Origin of the sequence: Mesorhizobium loti, assembly GCF_003148495.1 — a bacterium.
Classification (GTDB): Bacteria; Pseudomonadota; Alphaproteobacteria; order Rhizobiales; family Rhizobiaceae; genus Mesorhizobium; species Mesorhizobium loti.
Genome location: NZ_QGGH01000018.1, coordinates 1 through 12862, shown reverse-complemented (window position 1 = coordinate 12862; position 12862 = coordinate 1). Strand labels below are relative to the sequence as shown.

Sequence of the window (12862 nt, the reverse complement as noted above, 5' to 3'; positions counted from 1 at the left end):
CGCCGATTCTGCATGCTGGTCTAGTATCGCCTATTGATCTACCAATCGATAGGAACAATGTAGAGGTGGCGGCCACCCCCTGTTGGCGGCCATCCGCAGCAAATTTCGAGGCGATCCGCGATGCTCCGACAAATCTCCGAAGATGTCCGCGTCAATCTGAAGGACCGGTTGCGGGAAGTCCGCGAAATCATCCGTCAGAGCCGCCACGACGGCAGCGGCGACGCCAGTGTCCTGCGCGAAGCAACCAGCCATCTGCCGCCATTTCCGGGCAAGGGCATCGAAGGCCTGCTCAGCCATGCCGCGAGTGCCGTCGACGAAGCGCTGTCGATCGCCGAATCCTTTGTCCCGCATGAGCGCCCGATAAAGGTGGACGGCACGACGGTAAAGGGCCTCGGCACCTATTTTCCGGTCGGCAGCGAGGATCGCCAGCTGAGCGCTGAGCGCCTGTTCCGGCGCGATATGTATTATCTGACCAAGGCGGTGCTTGCCGGCCTGAACATCGACAATGCCCGCATCCACGAAGCCGATTTCGCGGCCGTCCATGCCACGATGCACAAGCGGCATGGCGATCTCCTGGCCGCACTGGCCGCGCCGGGTGCTGGACTGCAGGCAATCGCGGCCAGCTGCTCGGCGCTGCTGGTCGAGTGCCTCAATCAGCGTCCCGTTCGCTTTGCCGAGGCCGCGCCGGAAACGCCGGTGGGCGGCCGGGCGCTCGACATAAGCTGCCTGGCGCCGCTCGCTCTGGCCTGCGGCCTGGCAACCACCGGCAGGGACGGCGCGCCGGAGCCGGACATGCTGGAGATCGCTATCCTGGCCGCCGACATCCGTCATGACCGCATCGTTCAGGCCTGCGCCAAGGCGAGCCCGATCGCTGAGTTGACACCCGTTTTCGCCACTTTGCTTGCCCATCTGCCGTAACTGACGGTAGCGGTCACTCAGATTTAGTCTCCAGAAGCCATCGCCATGATTGTCTTCTTGGCGCGCTGGATCGAGGCCGGGCTCATCGAGAGCTCGGTCAGCCCCATCTTCACGAAGGTCGCAATAAGGTCGGGGCGGCCGGCCGCCTCACCACACATGCCGACCATGATGCCGGCGGCGACCCCGGCTTTTGCCGTCATTTCGATCGCCGACATGACGGCTGGATTGGTGACATCGTTGAGCTTGGCCACCGTCGGGTTCAGCCGGTCGGCGGCCATGATGTACTGGGTGAGATCATTGGTGCCGATCGAGAAAAAATCCACCTCCTTGGCCAGTGCCGGCGCGATCAGCACGGCGGCCGGGGTCTCGATCATCACGCCGAGATCGAACGTTGCGTGCGGCACGCCTTCGGCTTTCAGTTCGGCGGCACATTCCTCGACCAGTGCGCGGGTGCGCGTGACTTCGGAAATATCCGACACCATCGGCAGCATCACCTTGATGTTGCCGTGCACGGCGGCTCGCAGCAGCGCCCTGAGCTGGCGCTTGAAGATGTCGGGCCGGTCGAGGCACATGCGGATGCCGCGCCAGCCGAGGAAGGGGTTTTCCTCATCGGGAAATTCGATGCCGGCAATCGGCTTGTCGCCGCCGATGTCGAGCGTACGCACGATGACCGGGTAGGGCGCAAAGGCCTTGGCCAGCGCCGCATAGGTCTCGGCCTGCATGTCTTCCGAAGGCAGGTGCATATGGCGCATGAACAGAAGCTCGGTGCGGAACAGGCCGACGCCCATGGCGCCGGCCTCTAGCGCTGCCTCGATCTCCTCCAGCGAGCCGATATTAGCCGCGACCTCGATGATCCTGCCGTCGGCGAGCTTCGGCGTCACCGTCTTGAAGACGGTCAAGCCGGCGCGCTCCTTTGCCGCCGCTTCGACGCGGCCGGCGAAATCGGCGCGGGTCGCCGCGTCGGGGTCGATGATCACATGGCCGCCATTGCCGTCGAGTGCGACTTCTCGCGCGGTGCGCAAGGCATTGACCTGGGCGCCGAGGCCGAGCACCGCCGGAATGCCGTGCGAGCGGGCAATGATGGCGATGTGCGAGGTGGCGCCGCCATGGCCGCACACCACGCCGCCGATGCGCTTCAGCGGCGCGCGCGCCAGATCCCAGGCGCCGATATCGTCGGCGATGAGAATGGCGCCCTCGGGAATGTTTTCGAGACTGACATCATCCTGCCCGAGCAGTACCAGGCAGATCTGCCGTCCGACCGCATGAACGTCGTCCGCCCGCGCGTTGAGATAGTGATCGTCGACGGCGCTGAAATCGGCGGCGATTGTGGACGCTGCGGTGATGACCGCTGAAATCGCATCGTTGCCGCCCTTGATCAGGCCCTCGGCCTCGCCAGTCAGACTGTCGTCGGCGGCAATGTCCCGGAGTGCGGCGACGATACCGCGGTCTCCAGCCGACAGACTGTCCTGCGCCAACGCATGGTCCATGCGTGCCTGGACCGCGCGGACCGCGGCGCGGAACCTGTCGATCTCGCCGGTGATCTCCTCGGCCTGCAACATGCGGCCTTGTCCGGCGATATCGGGCGGGAAATGCGCAAAGGCCGGGCCGATGGCAAAACCTTCGCTTGCCGCCACGCCGCGCAAGCCGTTTGCTCGACCAAGCGCCGCCGGCGAGGGTTCGGGCACTGGTGCTACTTCCTGCCCGGCATCATGCGCCGGGCTCTGCACCTCGGCTTCATCATCCAGGCCAGCTCTCGGATTTTCGAGATAGCCGATCAGCGCCTCGATCGCCTCGATGGCATCGGCGCCATTCGCCCGCACCGTGACTTCCTGGTTCTCCTTGACCGCCAGCAGCATCAGCTTGACCGAGCTCTTGGCACTGACCGCCTTGCCGTCCTTGACCAGCTCGACATCGGATTCGAAACCCTTGGCGAGCTTGACGAACCGTGTCGCGGGACGGGCGTGCAAACCTTCATGCACTCTGACGATGGTCGAGCGTTCCATGGCAAATACTCTGGTTCTGGGCGCCGCCCCCAACATAGATCGCGGCGCGAATGCTGTCAGGCGGCGATGGTGATGATCGCGCCGGTCTTCAGGGCGGCCACGAGCGCTTGCGGATCGACTTGCGATGCACAGATTTCGCCCGGTCTCTCGGCCTCGGTGGCGCCGTTGAACGAGATGACGACATGGCCCATTTCGAGCACCTTGCTCCAGGCGCTGGAACCGACCGCCGTTATAACTGCGGCAACCGGGCCGAGGGTGATCGAAGCGCCCTTGGCGGGCGCTCCGTCACTTGGTCCCTGCTCCGTCTTGTGGAGCACCGAAACCTCGGCAAGCTCCGGTGGCGAGCCATCCGCGAACAGGATGACCACGCCCCCTTCGGCAAGGTCCGCCACTTCGGGTCCGATGGCAGTGACCCGTGTTCTCAGCAGAACCGTCATATGGCGAACCTCATTTTTGTATCTGTCTTAGAACACGATCAGGCTGACGACCCAGGCGATCAGCACCGAGACCGGGCCCATGATCTGGCGGCTGATAAGCACCGCCGGAACACCGATTTCGATCGTCTTAGGTTTGGCCTCACCGAGCGCCAGGCCAACGGGGACGAAGTCGCAGCCCACCTGGGTATTGTAGGCAAACAGCGCCGGCAGTGCCATCGCCGGCGAAATCGTGCCGTTGGCGATCTGCGGGCCGATGATGGCGACGCCGATAACCTGCGCGATGACAGCGCCTGGCCCGAGGATGGGCGACAGGAACGGCAGACCGCAGATCGCCGAGATGATCAGCAGGCCGACAATGTTGTTGGCCAGCGGACCCATCGGCTGCGCCAGCACATCGCCGATGCCGGTGTAGAGGATCAGACCGATGAGCATGGTCACGAAGGCCATGAACGGCAGCACGTTGCGGATGACCTGGTCGATGGTGCGGCGACCGGCATTGAAGAAGATGCCGACAATACGCCCCATGATGCGGCCGATCGTGCTGATGAGGCCGATGAGCCCGCCTTCACTCGGCAGCGGCTGTGGTGCCGCGGCCGCATTGTTGTTGCTCGAACTCATCGCTGCTGCTCCCCCTGCAGTCGTGACCGTTTCGGATCCGTCCGCCATTGTGATGTTGGCCGGCTTCACGCCCGAAACGTAGATGTCCTCGGTGATGAACTGGGCCAGCGGCCCGGATTGACCGACCGGCGTCAGATTGACGGTCGGGATGCGCTTGCGCGGATAGACGCCGCATCGTGCGGTGCCGCCGCAATCGACGACGACCACCGCCATCTCGCTTTCGATCGGCGGCGCCCTGAAGCCGTCGACGGCTTCGGCGCCGGTCATATCGGCGATGAGCTGCGCCACAGGATGGATGCCGCCACCGGTGACGGAAACAACCTTGCTGCGCTGTTCGGTCGGCTCGATTACGAGCGGGCCACCCCAGCCGGTTTTGCCCTGGGAGATCCTTACGGCTTTGTATGTCTTGGCCATGATGTCCTCCCCGCCCTTACAGCTCGACGCCCTGGCGGCGTGCCATGATGGCGGTGATGCGTTCGGTCAGCATGCCCTTGAGCAGGATGACGACGAGACCGACGATGGCGTACCAGATCGCCACCTTGACGTGGTAACCGGCGACGACGACGCCCTTCTTCTCCAGCTCCAGCAGCGCGACCAGGATGCCGCCCCAGACGAAATACTCGCCGGGATTGATGTGCGGGAACAGGCCGAGCGGCGGGTGCACATAGGACACGGCCGCGTCATAGAAGGCCGGCTTATGCTTCTCTTCCAGGAACGATCCGAACGTATAGGCCATCGGATTGGTGAGGAAGAACACCGCCAGCAGCGGCAAAAGCGTATAGCGCGTCAGCGCGATCCGGCCGGCGCCGCGCGCCAGGCCATGCACGCGCTCTTCACCGACCAGTTCGGTGACGGCGTAGAAGGCCGTCATCAGCACCACCAGCGTCGGAATGATGCCGGTGACGAAGCCGGCGAACACCTCGCCGCCCTTCTGGAAGATGCCGATGAAGTACTTGCCGATGGCGGTCAGCCAGCCGAGCTGCTCTTCCTGCTGGACGTCCTTCAGCTTTTCCTTGAACTGATCGACGGTGATCGGTCCGCTGTCCGCTTGCGCCAGGACAACGAGATGGTCAGAGGCATGCTCGACGGCGAGCTTGCCATGCAATGCAGCATCCGAGACCATGGCACCTGCGACATGCAGATTGTGCACGGCCATGTCGGCATGCTGCGCCAACAACGAAAATACAGACATTTCTCCTCCTTATGCCGCCCGCCGGTTGATCCCAGTCGGTGCGCGGCGTCCTCTCGTCCTCTAGGCCCTTGCTATGTTCAAGCCGGACAGACCCGGCTTCTTCCCCGGCTCCGACCGTGTTTTGTCGATCTGTTCGATCGCCCGCTTCACGGCCTCGGCCACACCGGATTCCCCCTCCCCCATGATTGCAGGGTTGGACCGGAGTCGATCGAGGGGAACGCCCTCGAACTCTTCATGTCTTTTGAATTTGGTGAAGACGGAACGGCCGCTCATCACCATCAGGCGGCGCACGACCAGATCGGGTGTCACCACGACGAGCGCGATGGTGCCCTTGGCCAATCGACCGCGAAAATTGCCGGCTCCGACAAAGCCATCCTTGTACTGGTCGGTGACGCCTCTGAAGACATCCGAATAGTGCCGCATCTGCAGCCAGACGCCGAGCGACTGCAACGCCCACACGATAACCAGCAGAAGCAGTCCCCACTGCCAAATCGCCATTCGGTTCTCCTCCCGAAGCCTCAGTTGAACCGCACCTTGGACCGGCGCGTGACAACAGCAAAGTGAGAACATTTGTTTCCGAGAATGTCAATATGTATGATATTGGCCTTAGCTGTCGTCATCCACAGGGACGCTGACAGATTTCGGCGACGGCGCCATTGTGCTAGCCTGACCGGGAAACAGGATACGAGGAATATGGATCTGCCCTTCAGGGACGAACTGGCCTTGATGCCCGACCTTCGCCATCGATTGCGGCAGTTGCGCTGGTTCCGCGCCACCTTTCGCGGCAGCGCCAAGGTGGTCTCGGACACATTCGGCGTGCGCTTCGAGATCGACGAGGCCAAGCTCACCAGGGCCTTTCTCGACTGGGTCGAGATCATGGAGGCGCAGAAGCGCTTCGCCGCGATCGATCGCGCCGACTTCATCGTCTTTGCCGCCGGCCTCGTGCTGCGCGAATTGATAAAACAGGCGCCGGCCAGGGAAGTCTCCGGCCTCACTCAGTTGATCGAGACGGAAACAAACGCCGGCACGCTGGAAATCGTCCGCTTCTGGCCGGAAGGGTTCCTCTACACCAACTACTGCGTCTCGGTGATTTCGGCGATCCACGAGCAGGAATTCGGCAGCGCACCGAGCATCGACAAATGCGCCGACGACCTGCGCACATGGTGGTCCTATCGCGAGAACGTGACCGAGATGCCAGCCTATGCGGTGGCCTTCCTCGACCGCTTCCTCGGCGCCGAACCGAACTGGATCACGCCGGATCGCGCACAGTCCCGGCAAGCCATGCAGCGGGCGCTCGGGTCTTCCCGTGCGAGCGATGCGCTGCGCCAGCTTTGACCGCGCGCCGGCTTTGCGCTCCCCAAAACACCCGCGCTATTGAACATTTGACTTTTTGCCGATAGCGATGTGCGGAATTGACTCGATGGAGAAGCTCGTGGCTCGACCAAGGCCTATCATTTTCGATTGCGACGGCGTTCTTGTCGACAGCGAGCCTCTGGCCGCCCGGGCCTATGAGCGCGTCTATGAAAAACACGGCATGCCCGGCGTCAACACCAGCATCATCGCCCAATGCATCGGCATGAAGCAGTCCGATATCATCGCCAAGATCAGGGAATTGACCGGCCACCAGTTTCCGGCGGCGGCAGACAGCGACATTTGGGCCGAGACCAAGGCGCTGTTCTCCGAAGAATTGAAGCCGACACTGGGCATCGCCGCGTTTCTGCAGACGCTTGTGGGCGACCGATGCGTGGCCTCGTCATCCTCCGTCGAGCGCATAAACCACAGCCTGGCCGTGACCGGACTTGCGCGGTTTTTCGGCGACGCGATCTACAGCTCCTCGATGGTCAAGAACGGAAAGCCCGCACCGGACATCTTCCTGTTTGCGGCCGACAAGATGGGCGCCAACCCCGCTGACTGCATCGTCATCGAGGATTCGCCCTTCGGCATCCAGGGCGCGGTCGCCGCCGGCATGACGGCGATCGGTTACACAGGCGGCGGTCACACCTATCGCGAGCACGGTGCGCGGCTGACGGCGGCCGGTGCCGATTTCATCTGCGCCGACTGGCAAGAAGTTAGCCGGCAATTGGCTGGACTCGGTGTCCCCGCCTAGGCTGTTAGCGAACAGGCAGTCCAAGGCGGACCCATTGGTCGGGCGGGATCACTGGCCCGACACGGAAGTTGAAGGACAAGACCTTCGTCGCATCGGTGTCGACCTCGCACCGGAAGCCCAGATGATACCATGTGGTTGTGGTGCGGAAGGCGACATCCGGAGCGTCAAGGATATTGCCGGCCTTCAGCGGAACACTTGGGATCAACTCGGGGAAATAGGAGGCGTCCAGCAATTGCTGCTGCAACGCGCTGGCACAAAGTTGGGCTGCCCGTTTGCCGCGAGGCACACCGGCCATCGAAGTCGTGGCCGACGCATCGCCGGTCGCGCCTTGCGAATAGAGTCTGTGAACACCCGGAAGTCCGGAATAAGTCCGCGACTTGGCAACGGCCACCTCCTTCGAGCTTGGCTTCCCGGCGCCCCCGCTTCCGGATTTCGAGACCTTTGACGGGCCGGGTTTCGGCGTATTTGCGGGTTTGGGCTTCGGCGCTTCTGCCGACGTGGGAAGCTCGATCTCACCTTCGCCGGCAGCCAATGGCGTTGGTGACGCTTCCGGCTCTTGTTTGTCGGCGTCGTGCGCTTCCGCCTCTTGTTTGTCTGCCTGCTGTTTGTCCATCTCCTGGATCGGAGTTTCCTGCTTCTCCGCATCCTGTGTGGGCTCGGCCGATTTGTTCTCTGCCTGCTTCGGCACGACAGGCGGCTTCGACGCGTCATCCTTGGTCGGTGATGGCGAGTTGTCCTGAGCGCTGTCCCCATCCAGGGATTTCCTCGGGCCGGTATCCTTCTCGCCGAACTGAAAAACAGGTTTCAGCACCTCGATTGGCGACGGCTTCTGCGGCTGCTTTTCCGGCGGAGGTGGCTTTTCAACCTTCTGCTCGGGCGGTTTTTCAACCTTCGGTTCCGGCGGCTTTTCGGTTTTGGGTTCCTTTGGCGGTGGTGCAGGAGCTGGTTTCGGTTTTGGCTGATCGGACGCAGGCACGAGCGCGACATTGACCGGCTGCTCCTCCTGCGGCTGTTGAGGAGGACTCCGCAGGCCGTAGACCACGAGCGCTACGATGAGCGCATGCATGATCAGCGATGCGGGCAAGCCCCACAACAGATTCCGACGCCGTTCTCCTGTCTTGCCCTTCATCCTGACCGATGTGGAATGAAATGGCGGCGGCTTCAAGCATAAGCACTGGATTGGCGCAATTTAGCCGCTGACAGGTTGGTGATCTGGATCACCACGCGCAGGGCCGTGTTACCGAGGCCGACGTCGAGCAGGATGCGGTCGTTGCCGCTGCTGACAGCGAGGCTGGTGCGGCCCTTTTCCCCAAAACCACCGAGCAGATCGAGCATCATCACGATGCTGCCCCCGCCGCCGGGATCAGCCAGCCGGACCGTATCCGCAGACGCGCCCTGGCTCCGCTCTCCAGCACGACCGGGTCGGGCTGTTCGAAATGCAAGGAAAGGTCGGGACTGGTCGAAGGCGTGAATTCGATGCGCGCCGAGCCGCCTTGGTAGATCACCCGCTTGACCAGGCCATCGAAGCCGGGGCCATCCGGCGACACGTCGAGATCGGCCGACCGGCAGCAGATATTTGCCCCAGCGCGCGGCCGCTCGCCAGGCCGGCAGCGGACAACCAGCTCCGCGCCTAGAACCCGGACCTTGCAGTGGCCCGCCTGCTCCGCGCTCAGCACATCGGCGGGCAGCAAAATCCCTTGCGAAATGAAGGACGCCACCATTTCATTTGCCGGCTCATGATAGAGTTCACGCGGCGTTGCCAGCTGGGCGAGACGCCCGCTGTCCATAACCGCGATCCGATCGGCCAGCGCCATTGCCTCGGCCTGATCATGGGTGATGTAGACGATGGTCGTGCCGGTGCGCTTGTGGAAGGACGCGAACTCGTCCTCCATCGAGGCCCTGAGATGCACGTCGAGATTGGCGAGCGGCTCGTCGAACAGCACCAACGAGGGCGTGGCGACAAGGCAGCGCGCCAGCGCCACGCGCTGGCGCTGGCCGCCGGAAAGATTGGCCGGCCGACGGTCGCCCAGCCCTTGCAGATTGACCAGGGCGAGGGCATCTTCGACCTTCTGGCGCGCGACCGCCTTGTCCAGCCTCGCGACCTTCAGCGAATAGCCGATGTTCTCGGCGACCGTCATGTGCGGCCACAACGCATAATTCTGGAAGACGATGCCGACCCGCCGCTTTTCCGGCGCAACGCTGCCGCCCTTGCCCGATACGACCTCGCTGCCGATGCGGATTTCGCCCGACGTCACTTTCTCGAATCCGGCCACCAGCCGCAGCAACGTCGTCTTGCCGCAACCGGAGGGGCCGAGCACCGCCAGGAACTCGCCGTCGCCGACATCGATCGACACGTCCTTGACGGCATCGAAATTGGCGAAGCTCTTGGTCACATTGTCCAGGCTCAATCGCGCCATGGCAGCACTCCGCTGGGAAGGTAGGGGGCAAGCAGATTGGTCACCAGCATCAGCACGAAGGTGACCGCGACAGTGATGACGGACATCGCCGCTGCGTAGTTGGAATCGCCGCCCTGCTCGAAGGAAAACATCACCACGCCGATCGTTTCCGAGCCCGACGACCACAGCAGCGCCGAAACCGTGAGCTCGCTGAGCGCCGTCATGAAGATCAGCAGGCCACCGGCGATCGCCGCCGGCGCGACGAGCGGGAAGATGATGGTGCGCATGCGCGTGAACAGCCCGGCGCCTGCCATTTGCGCTGCTTCCTCCAGCGCCCGATCGATCTGGTGATAGCCGCTGATGGTCGGCCGCAGCGCCAGCACCAGGAAGCGGGCAAGATAGGCGTAGAGGATGATCCAGACGGTGTTGTAGAGCTGGATGCCGATCAGCGGGATTGGCCGCAGGAACAGCAGTAGCGAGGCGATCGCCAGCACCACACCGGGCAAGGCATAGGGCAGTTCGACCGACAGATTGAGCAGCCGCACCCAGCGCTGCTTGCCCCAGGCGATCAGATAGCCGATCGGCACGGCGACGAGGACCGCGAAGAAGGCCGCCGCGATCGACAGCCAGAAGCTGTTGAAGAAGGCGCGGCCGGCCGCGTCATGCTCGAACAGCACGAAGCGATAATTATCGAGCGTCGCCGTCGTGGCGGTGAGCGCAATGCCGTAGCCAGGCACCAGCGATGTCAAAACCAGCCCGAACAGCGGCAGCAACAGCACCACCACGATCAGCAGCCACATGCCGGCCTGGACGGTGGGCCGCCAGCGGCCGAGTTCATAGGGTTCGGCCGCCAGCGAGGAGGAGCTGATGCGATAGTCGCGGCGGCGGCTCATGACCTCCTGGGCAAGGATGCCCGCCATGGCAATGACACCGATCAGCACCGACAGGAACGCGGTTTCGCCGAGCACGGCGGGGCCACCGCCTGCCAGCCGTTGATAGATCAAGGTTGGCAGCACCAGATAATTGGCGGGAATGCCGAGAAAGGCCGGAATGCCGAAATTGCCGACGCAGGAGACGAAGGCGAGTGCGGCGGCCGCCATGATCGACGGTGTCATCAACGGCAGCACGATGGTCACCAGCACGGTGAACCAGCCGGCGCCGCCGGCGCGCGCCGCCTCGACCAGTTCACGCGGCAGCTTGCGCAGGCCGGCGCGCACCAGCAGGAAGACCAGCGGACCATACTGCACGCCGAGCAGCAGGATGATGCCTGACGTGGAATAGAGCGGGTTTTTGGTGCCGAGCGGCGGTGCTGCGCCAAAGAGCTTCAGGAACGGGCTTGCCGGGCCGAACAATTGCAGCCAGGCCAGCGCCGTCACCTGCGGCGCGATCATCAATGGCATGACATAGCAAAGCACCAGGGCGCTGCGGCTGCGTATGTCGGTCAGCGTGATGAGGACGGCCACCAGCGTTCCCGACAGCACCGCAAGCAGGGTGCCGCCAACGCCGATGACCAGCGTATGCCAGGTTGCGATCCAGGTTGCGGGACTGGCGAGCCCGGCCTTTATCGCGACGGTCGACAGCGTGCCGCCAGGTGCCACGATCTCCTTGATAAGACGCAGCATCGGCAGCAGGGATAGCAGGACGATGACGACGGCTACCGCCGCCGTCAGGGCCATTTCCTGCCCCCGGCTTTCCCTGATCCGTGTTGACATGATTGCGTTTCCTGGGATCGATCAGCCGATGCGATCGGGTTTTGCCGGTCAGGGATGCCGCTGGGACGGCATCCCGCCGGGATTGCCGTCTCAGCCGCCGAACAGGTCCGAGAACTTCGCCTTGTCGGCGTCGGTCGTGGCAACGATTGCCTTGGTGTCGAACGGCATCACGTTGACCTTGACGCCTTCCGGCAGCCATTCGGGGCGGCCGACCGAGGCGCGCGCCGGCAGATAGCCCATCGACAGTGCCAGCTTCTGGCCCTCATCCGAGAGAATGAAGTCGACGAACCTCTTGGCGCCCTCGACATTCTTGGCGGTCTTCATGATGGCGACCGGCTCGGTCACCGCCGGCACGCCTTCGCTGGGGAACACGAATTCGACCGGCGAGCCCTTCTTCTTGGCGTTCATCGCCATGAAGTCGACCAGGATGCCATAGGGCTTCTCGCCTGATGCCACCGACTTCAGCACGGCGCCGTTGCCGCGCACGCTGACGGTGTTGTTGGTCTTCAGCTTCTGGAAGAAATCCCAGCCATAATTGGTGTCGCCGACAAAGCCCGAAAGCAGGTAGGCGGCCGCACCCGAATAGAGCGGGCTCGGCATGACCAGGCCATCGGCATAGGCCGGCTTGGCGAGATCGGCCCAATGCTCCGGCTTTTCGGCTGCGGCGGTGTTGTAGACGATGCCGGTGGTGATCAGCTTGCTGCCGAAATAGGTCTTGTCGGCGTCATAGGCATCCGCGTCGATGCCATCGAGCTTGGCCTCGGGATAAGGCAGCAGCCGGTCGTCCTTCTTCAACAGCTCCATCGAGACCGCGTCGGCGATCAAAAGCACATCGGGCTGCGGGCTGCCGGCGGCAAACTCGGCCGCCATCTTGGTCAGGATGTCGCTCGTTCCCGAACGATAGATGGTCACGTCGATGCCGGGCTGCGCCTTCTTGAAGGCGTCCACGGTCTTGGCCGCGTCGGCTTCCGGCTGTGATGTATAGAGCGTCAGCGTTTCGGCGTTTGCCACGCCGGCAAACAAAGTTGCCGCGAGCGCCAGCTGGCTGACCAGCAGCTTGATGAAGTGCGTCTTCAATGAGACCTCCTGTCCTGTCTGTGCATGACCGGTCCGGCTCCTGGCCGGCTCCCCGTCCCGTCCTCCCTGCACGGCGCATATGACTGGTGGATGACACAGCGCGTGTGCGACCCGATCAGGCAACAGCTTCGCGCGAAATGCTCTCACGGCACAACAGTTACGGCCCGCGGAACCGGCGTTCCACGAGCCTCATGGCCCTTTGGCGGGCTGGCGATCCTTCGATGCAACTGGCCGCCCCACCCGAAGGTTTCGCTGCCTCTCCCGTCCTAAACCAGCATGCCCATCGGATTTTCGATCAGCCGCTTGAAGGCGACCAGCAGTTCTGCACCAAGCGCACCATCGACGGCGCGATGGTCGGTCGACAGCGTCACCGACATCACGGTGGCTATTCTGATCTCGCCG

General features: G+C 63.3%; 14 protein-coding genes. 3 read left to right on the top strand and 11 right to left on the bottom strand.

The features are described 5' to 3' along the window. Positions 1-120 precede the first annotated feature (120 nt). Positions 121-918, top strand: coding sequence for a hypothetical protein (locus C8D77_RS32830; RefSeq protein WP_109671579.1), 798 nt, complete (start codon positions 121-123; stop codon positions 916-918). A 23-nt stretch (positions 919-941) separates the two neighbouring features. On the opposite strand, the gene ptsP is transcribed toward C8D77_RS32830, so the two are convergent. Genes ptsP through C8D77_RS32805 form a run of 5 tightly spaced genes read right to left on the bottom strand, consistent with a single transcriptional unit; the run spans position 942 to position 5666 of the window. After that, the gene (ptsP, locus tag C8D77_RS32825) at positions 942-2921 is read right to left on the bottom strand and encodes a phosphoenolpyruvate--protein phosphotransferase (RefSeq protein ID WP_109671578.1); all 1980 of its coding nucleotides are present in this window, start codon (positions 2919-2921) and stop codon (positions 942-944) included. A 56-nt stretch (positions 2922-2977) separates the two neighbouring features. Next, positions 2978-3358: a PTS glucitol/sorbitol transporter subunit IIA gene (locus tag C8D77_RS32820; RefSeq protein ID WP_109671577.1), complete on the bottom strand. Its 381-nt coding sequence runs from the start codon at positions 3356-3358 to the stop codon at positions 2978-2980. Between the two features lie 27 nt (positions 3359-3385). After that, positions 3386-4390, bottom strand: a complete 1005-nt coding sequence (srlE, locus tag C8D77_RS32815; protein WP_109671576.1) for a PTS glucitol/sorbitol transporter subunit IIB — start codon at positions 4388-4390, stop codon at positions 3386-3388. Between the two features lie 16 nt (positions 4391-4406). Then, positions 4407-5168, bottom strand: a complete 762-nt coding sequence (gene srlA / locus C8D77_RS32810; RefSeq protein ID WP_013529328.1) for a PTS glucitol/sorbitol transporter subunit IIC — start codon at positions 5166-5168, stop codon at positions 4407-4409. Positions 5169-5228: 60 nt separating this feature from the next. Continuing rightward, positions 5229-5666, bottom strand: coding sequence for a transcriptional regulator GutM (locus C8D77_RS32805; protein ID WP_023757337.1), 438 nt, complete (start codon positions 5664-5666; stop codon positions 5229-5231). A gap of 195 nt (positions 5667-5861) precedes the next feature. Between C8D77_RS32805 and C8D77_RS32800 the strand changes: the two genes are divergently transcribed. Beyond that, positions 5862-6503, top strand: coding sequence for a hypothetical protein (locus C8D77_RS32800; RefSeq protein ID WP_109671575.1), 642 nt, complete (start codon positions 5862-5864; stop codon positions 6501-6503). 97 nt (positions 6504-6600) lie between these two features. Continuing rightward, a complete protein-coding gene (locus tag C8D77_RS32795) occupies positions 6601-7275 on the top strand; it encodes an HAD family hydrolase (RefSeq protein WP_109671656.1) in 675 nt (224 codons plus the stop codon). A 4-nt stretch (positions 7276-7279) separates the two neighbouring features. Here the strand turns inward: C8D77_RS32795 and C8D77_RS32790 are convergent, their stop codons facing one another. The 6 genes from C8D77_RS32790 to C8D77_RS32770 form a co-directional block, all read right to left on the bottom strand. Next, entirely contained in the window at positions 7280-8404 is a 1125-nt protein-coding gene (locus tag C8D77_RS32790) for a DUF930 domain-containing protein (RefSeq protein WP_109671574.1), read from the bottom strand. Positions 8405-8436: 32 nt separating this feature from the next. After that, entirely contained in the window at positions 8437-8613 is a 177-nt protein-coding gene (locus tag C8D77_RS37870; protein WP_170136888.1) for a hypothetical protein, read from the bottom strand. Continuing rightward, entirely contained in the window at positions 8613-9692 is a 1080-nt protein-coding gene (locus C8D77_RS32785) for an ABC transporter ATP-binding protein (RefSeq protein ID WP_109671573.1), read from the bottom strand. Before C8D77_RS32785 ends, C8D77_RS37870 begins: the two co-directional genes overlap by 1 nt. After that, positions 9680-11383, bottom strand: a complete 1704-nt coding sequence (locus tag C8D77_RS32780) for an ABC transporter permease (RefSeq protein WP_109671572.1) — start codon at positions 11381-11383, stop codon at positions 9680-9682. The genes C8D77_RS32785 and C8D77_RS32780 overlap by 13 nt, the downstream gene beginning before the upstream one ends. Before the next feature lie 90 nt (positions 11384-11473). Continuing rightward, positions 11474-12460, bottom strand: a complete 987-nt coding sequence (locus tag C8D77_RS32775; RefSeq protein ID WP_109671571.1) for an ABC transporter substrate-binding protein — start codon at positions 12458-12460, stop codon at positions 11474-11476. A gap of 266 nt (positions 12461-12726) precedes the next feature. Beyond that, the coding region (locus C8D77_RS32770) for a 2-oxo acid dehydrogenase subunit E2 (RefSeq protein WP_146211850.1) at positions 12727-12862 on the bottom strand (136 nt) is incomplete at its 5' end.

Excerpts from the sequence above, each read along its gene's own strand:
- C8D77_RS32830 (WP_109671579.1), top strand. The coding sequence starts at position 121 with ATGCTCCGACAAATCTCCGAAGATGTCCGCGTCAATCTGAAGGACCGG.
- ptsP (WP_109671578.1), bottom strand. The coding sequence starts at position 2,921 with ATGGAACGCTCGACCATCGTCAGAGTGCATGAAGGTTTGCACGCCCGT.
- C8D77_RS32820 (WP_109671577.1), bottom strand. The coding sequence starts at position 3,358 with ATGACGGTTCTGCTGAGAACACGGGTCACTGCCATCGGACCCGAAGTG.
- srlE (WP_109671576.1), bottom strand. The coding sequence starts at position 4,390 with ATGGCCAAGACATACAAAGCCGTAAGGATCTCCCAGGGCAAAACCGGC.
- srlA (WP_013529328.1), bottom strand. The coding sequence starts at position 5,168 with ATGTCTGTATTTTCGTTGTTGGCGCAGCATGCCGACATGGCCGTGCAC.
- C8D77_RS32805 (WP_023757337.1), bottom strand. The coding sequence starts at position 5,666 with ATGGCGATTTGGCAGTGGGGACTGCTTCTGCTGGTTATCGTGTGGGCG.
- C8D77_RS32800 (WP_109671575.1), top strand. The coding sequence starts at position 5,862 with ATGGATCTGCCCTTCAGGGACGAACTGGCCTTGATGCCCGACCTTCGC.
- C8D77_RS32790 (WP_109671574.1), bottom strand. The coding sequence starts at position 8,404 with ATGAAGGGCAAGACAGGAGAACGGCGTCGGAATCTGTTGTGGGGCTTG.
- C8D77_RS37870 (WP_170136888.1), bottom strand. The coding sequence starts at position 8,613 with ATGATGCTCGATCTGCTCGGTGGTTTTGGGGAAAAGGGCCGCACCAGC.
- C8D77_RS32785 (WP_109671573.1), bottom strand. The coding sequence starts at position 9,692 with ATGGCGCGATTGAGCCTGGACAATGTGACCAAGAGCTTCGCCAATTTC.
- C8D77_RS32780 (WP_109671572.1), bottom strand. The coding sequence starts at position 11,383 with ATGTCAACACGGATCAGGGAAAGCCGGGGGCAGGAAATGGCCCTGACG.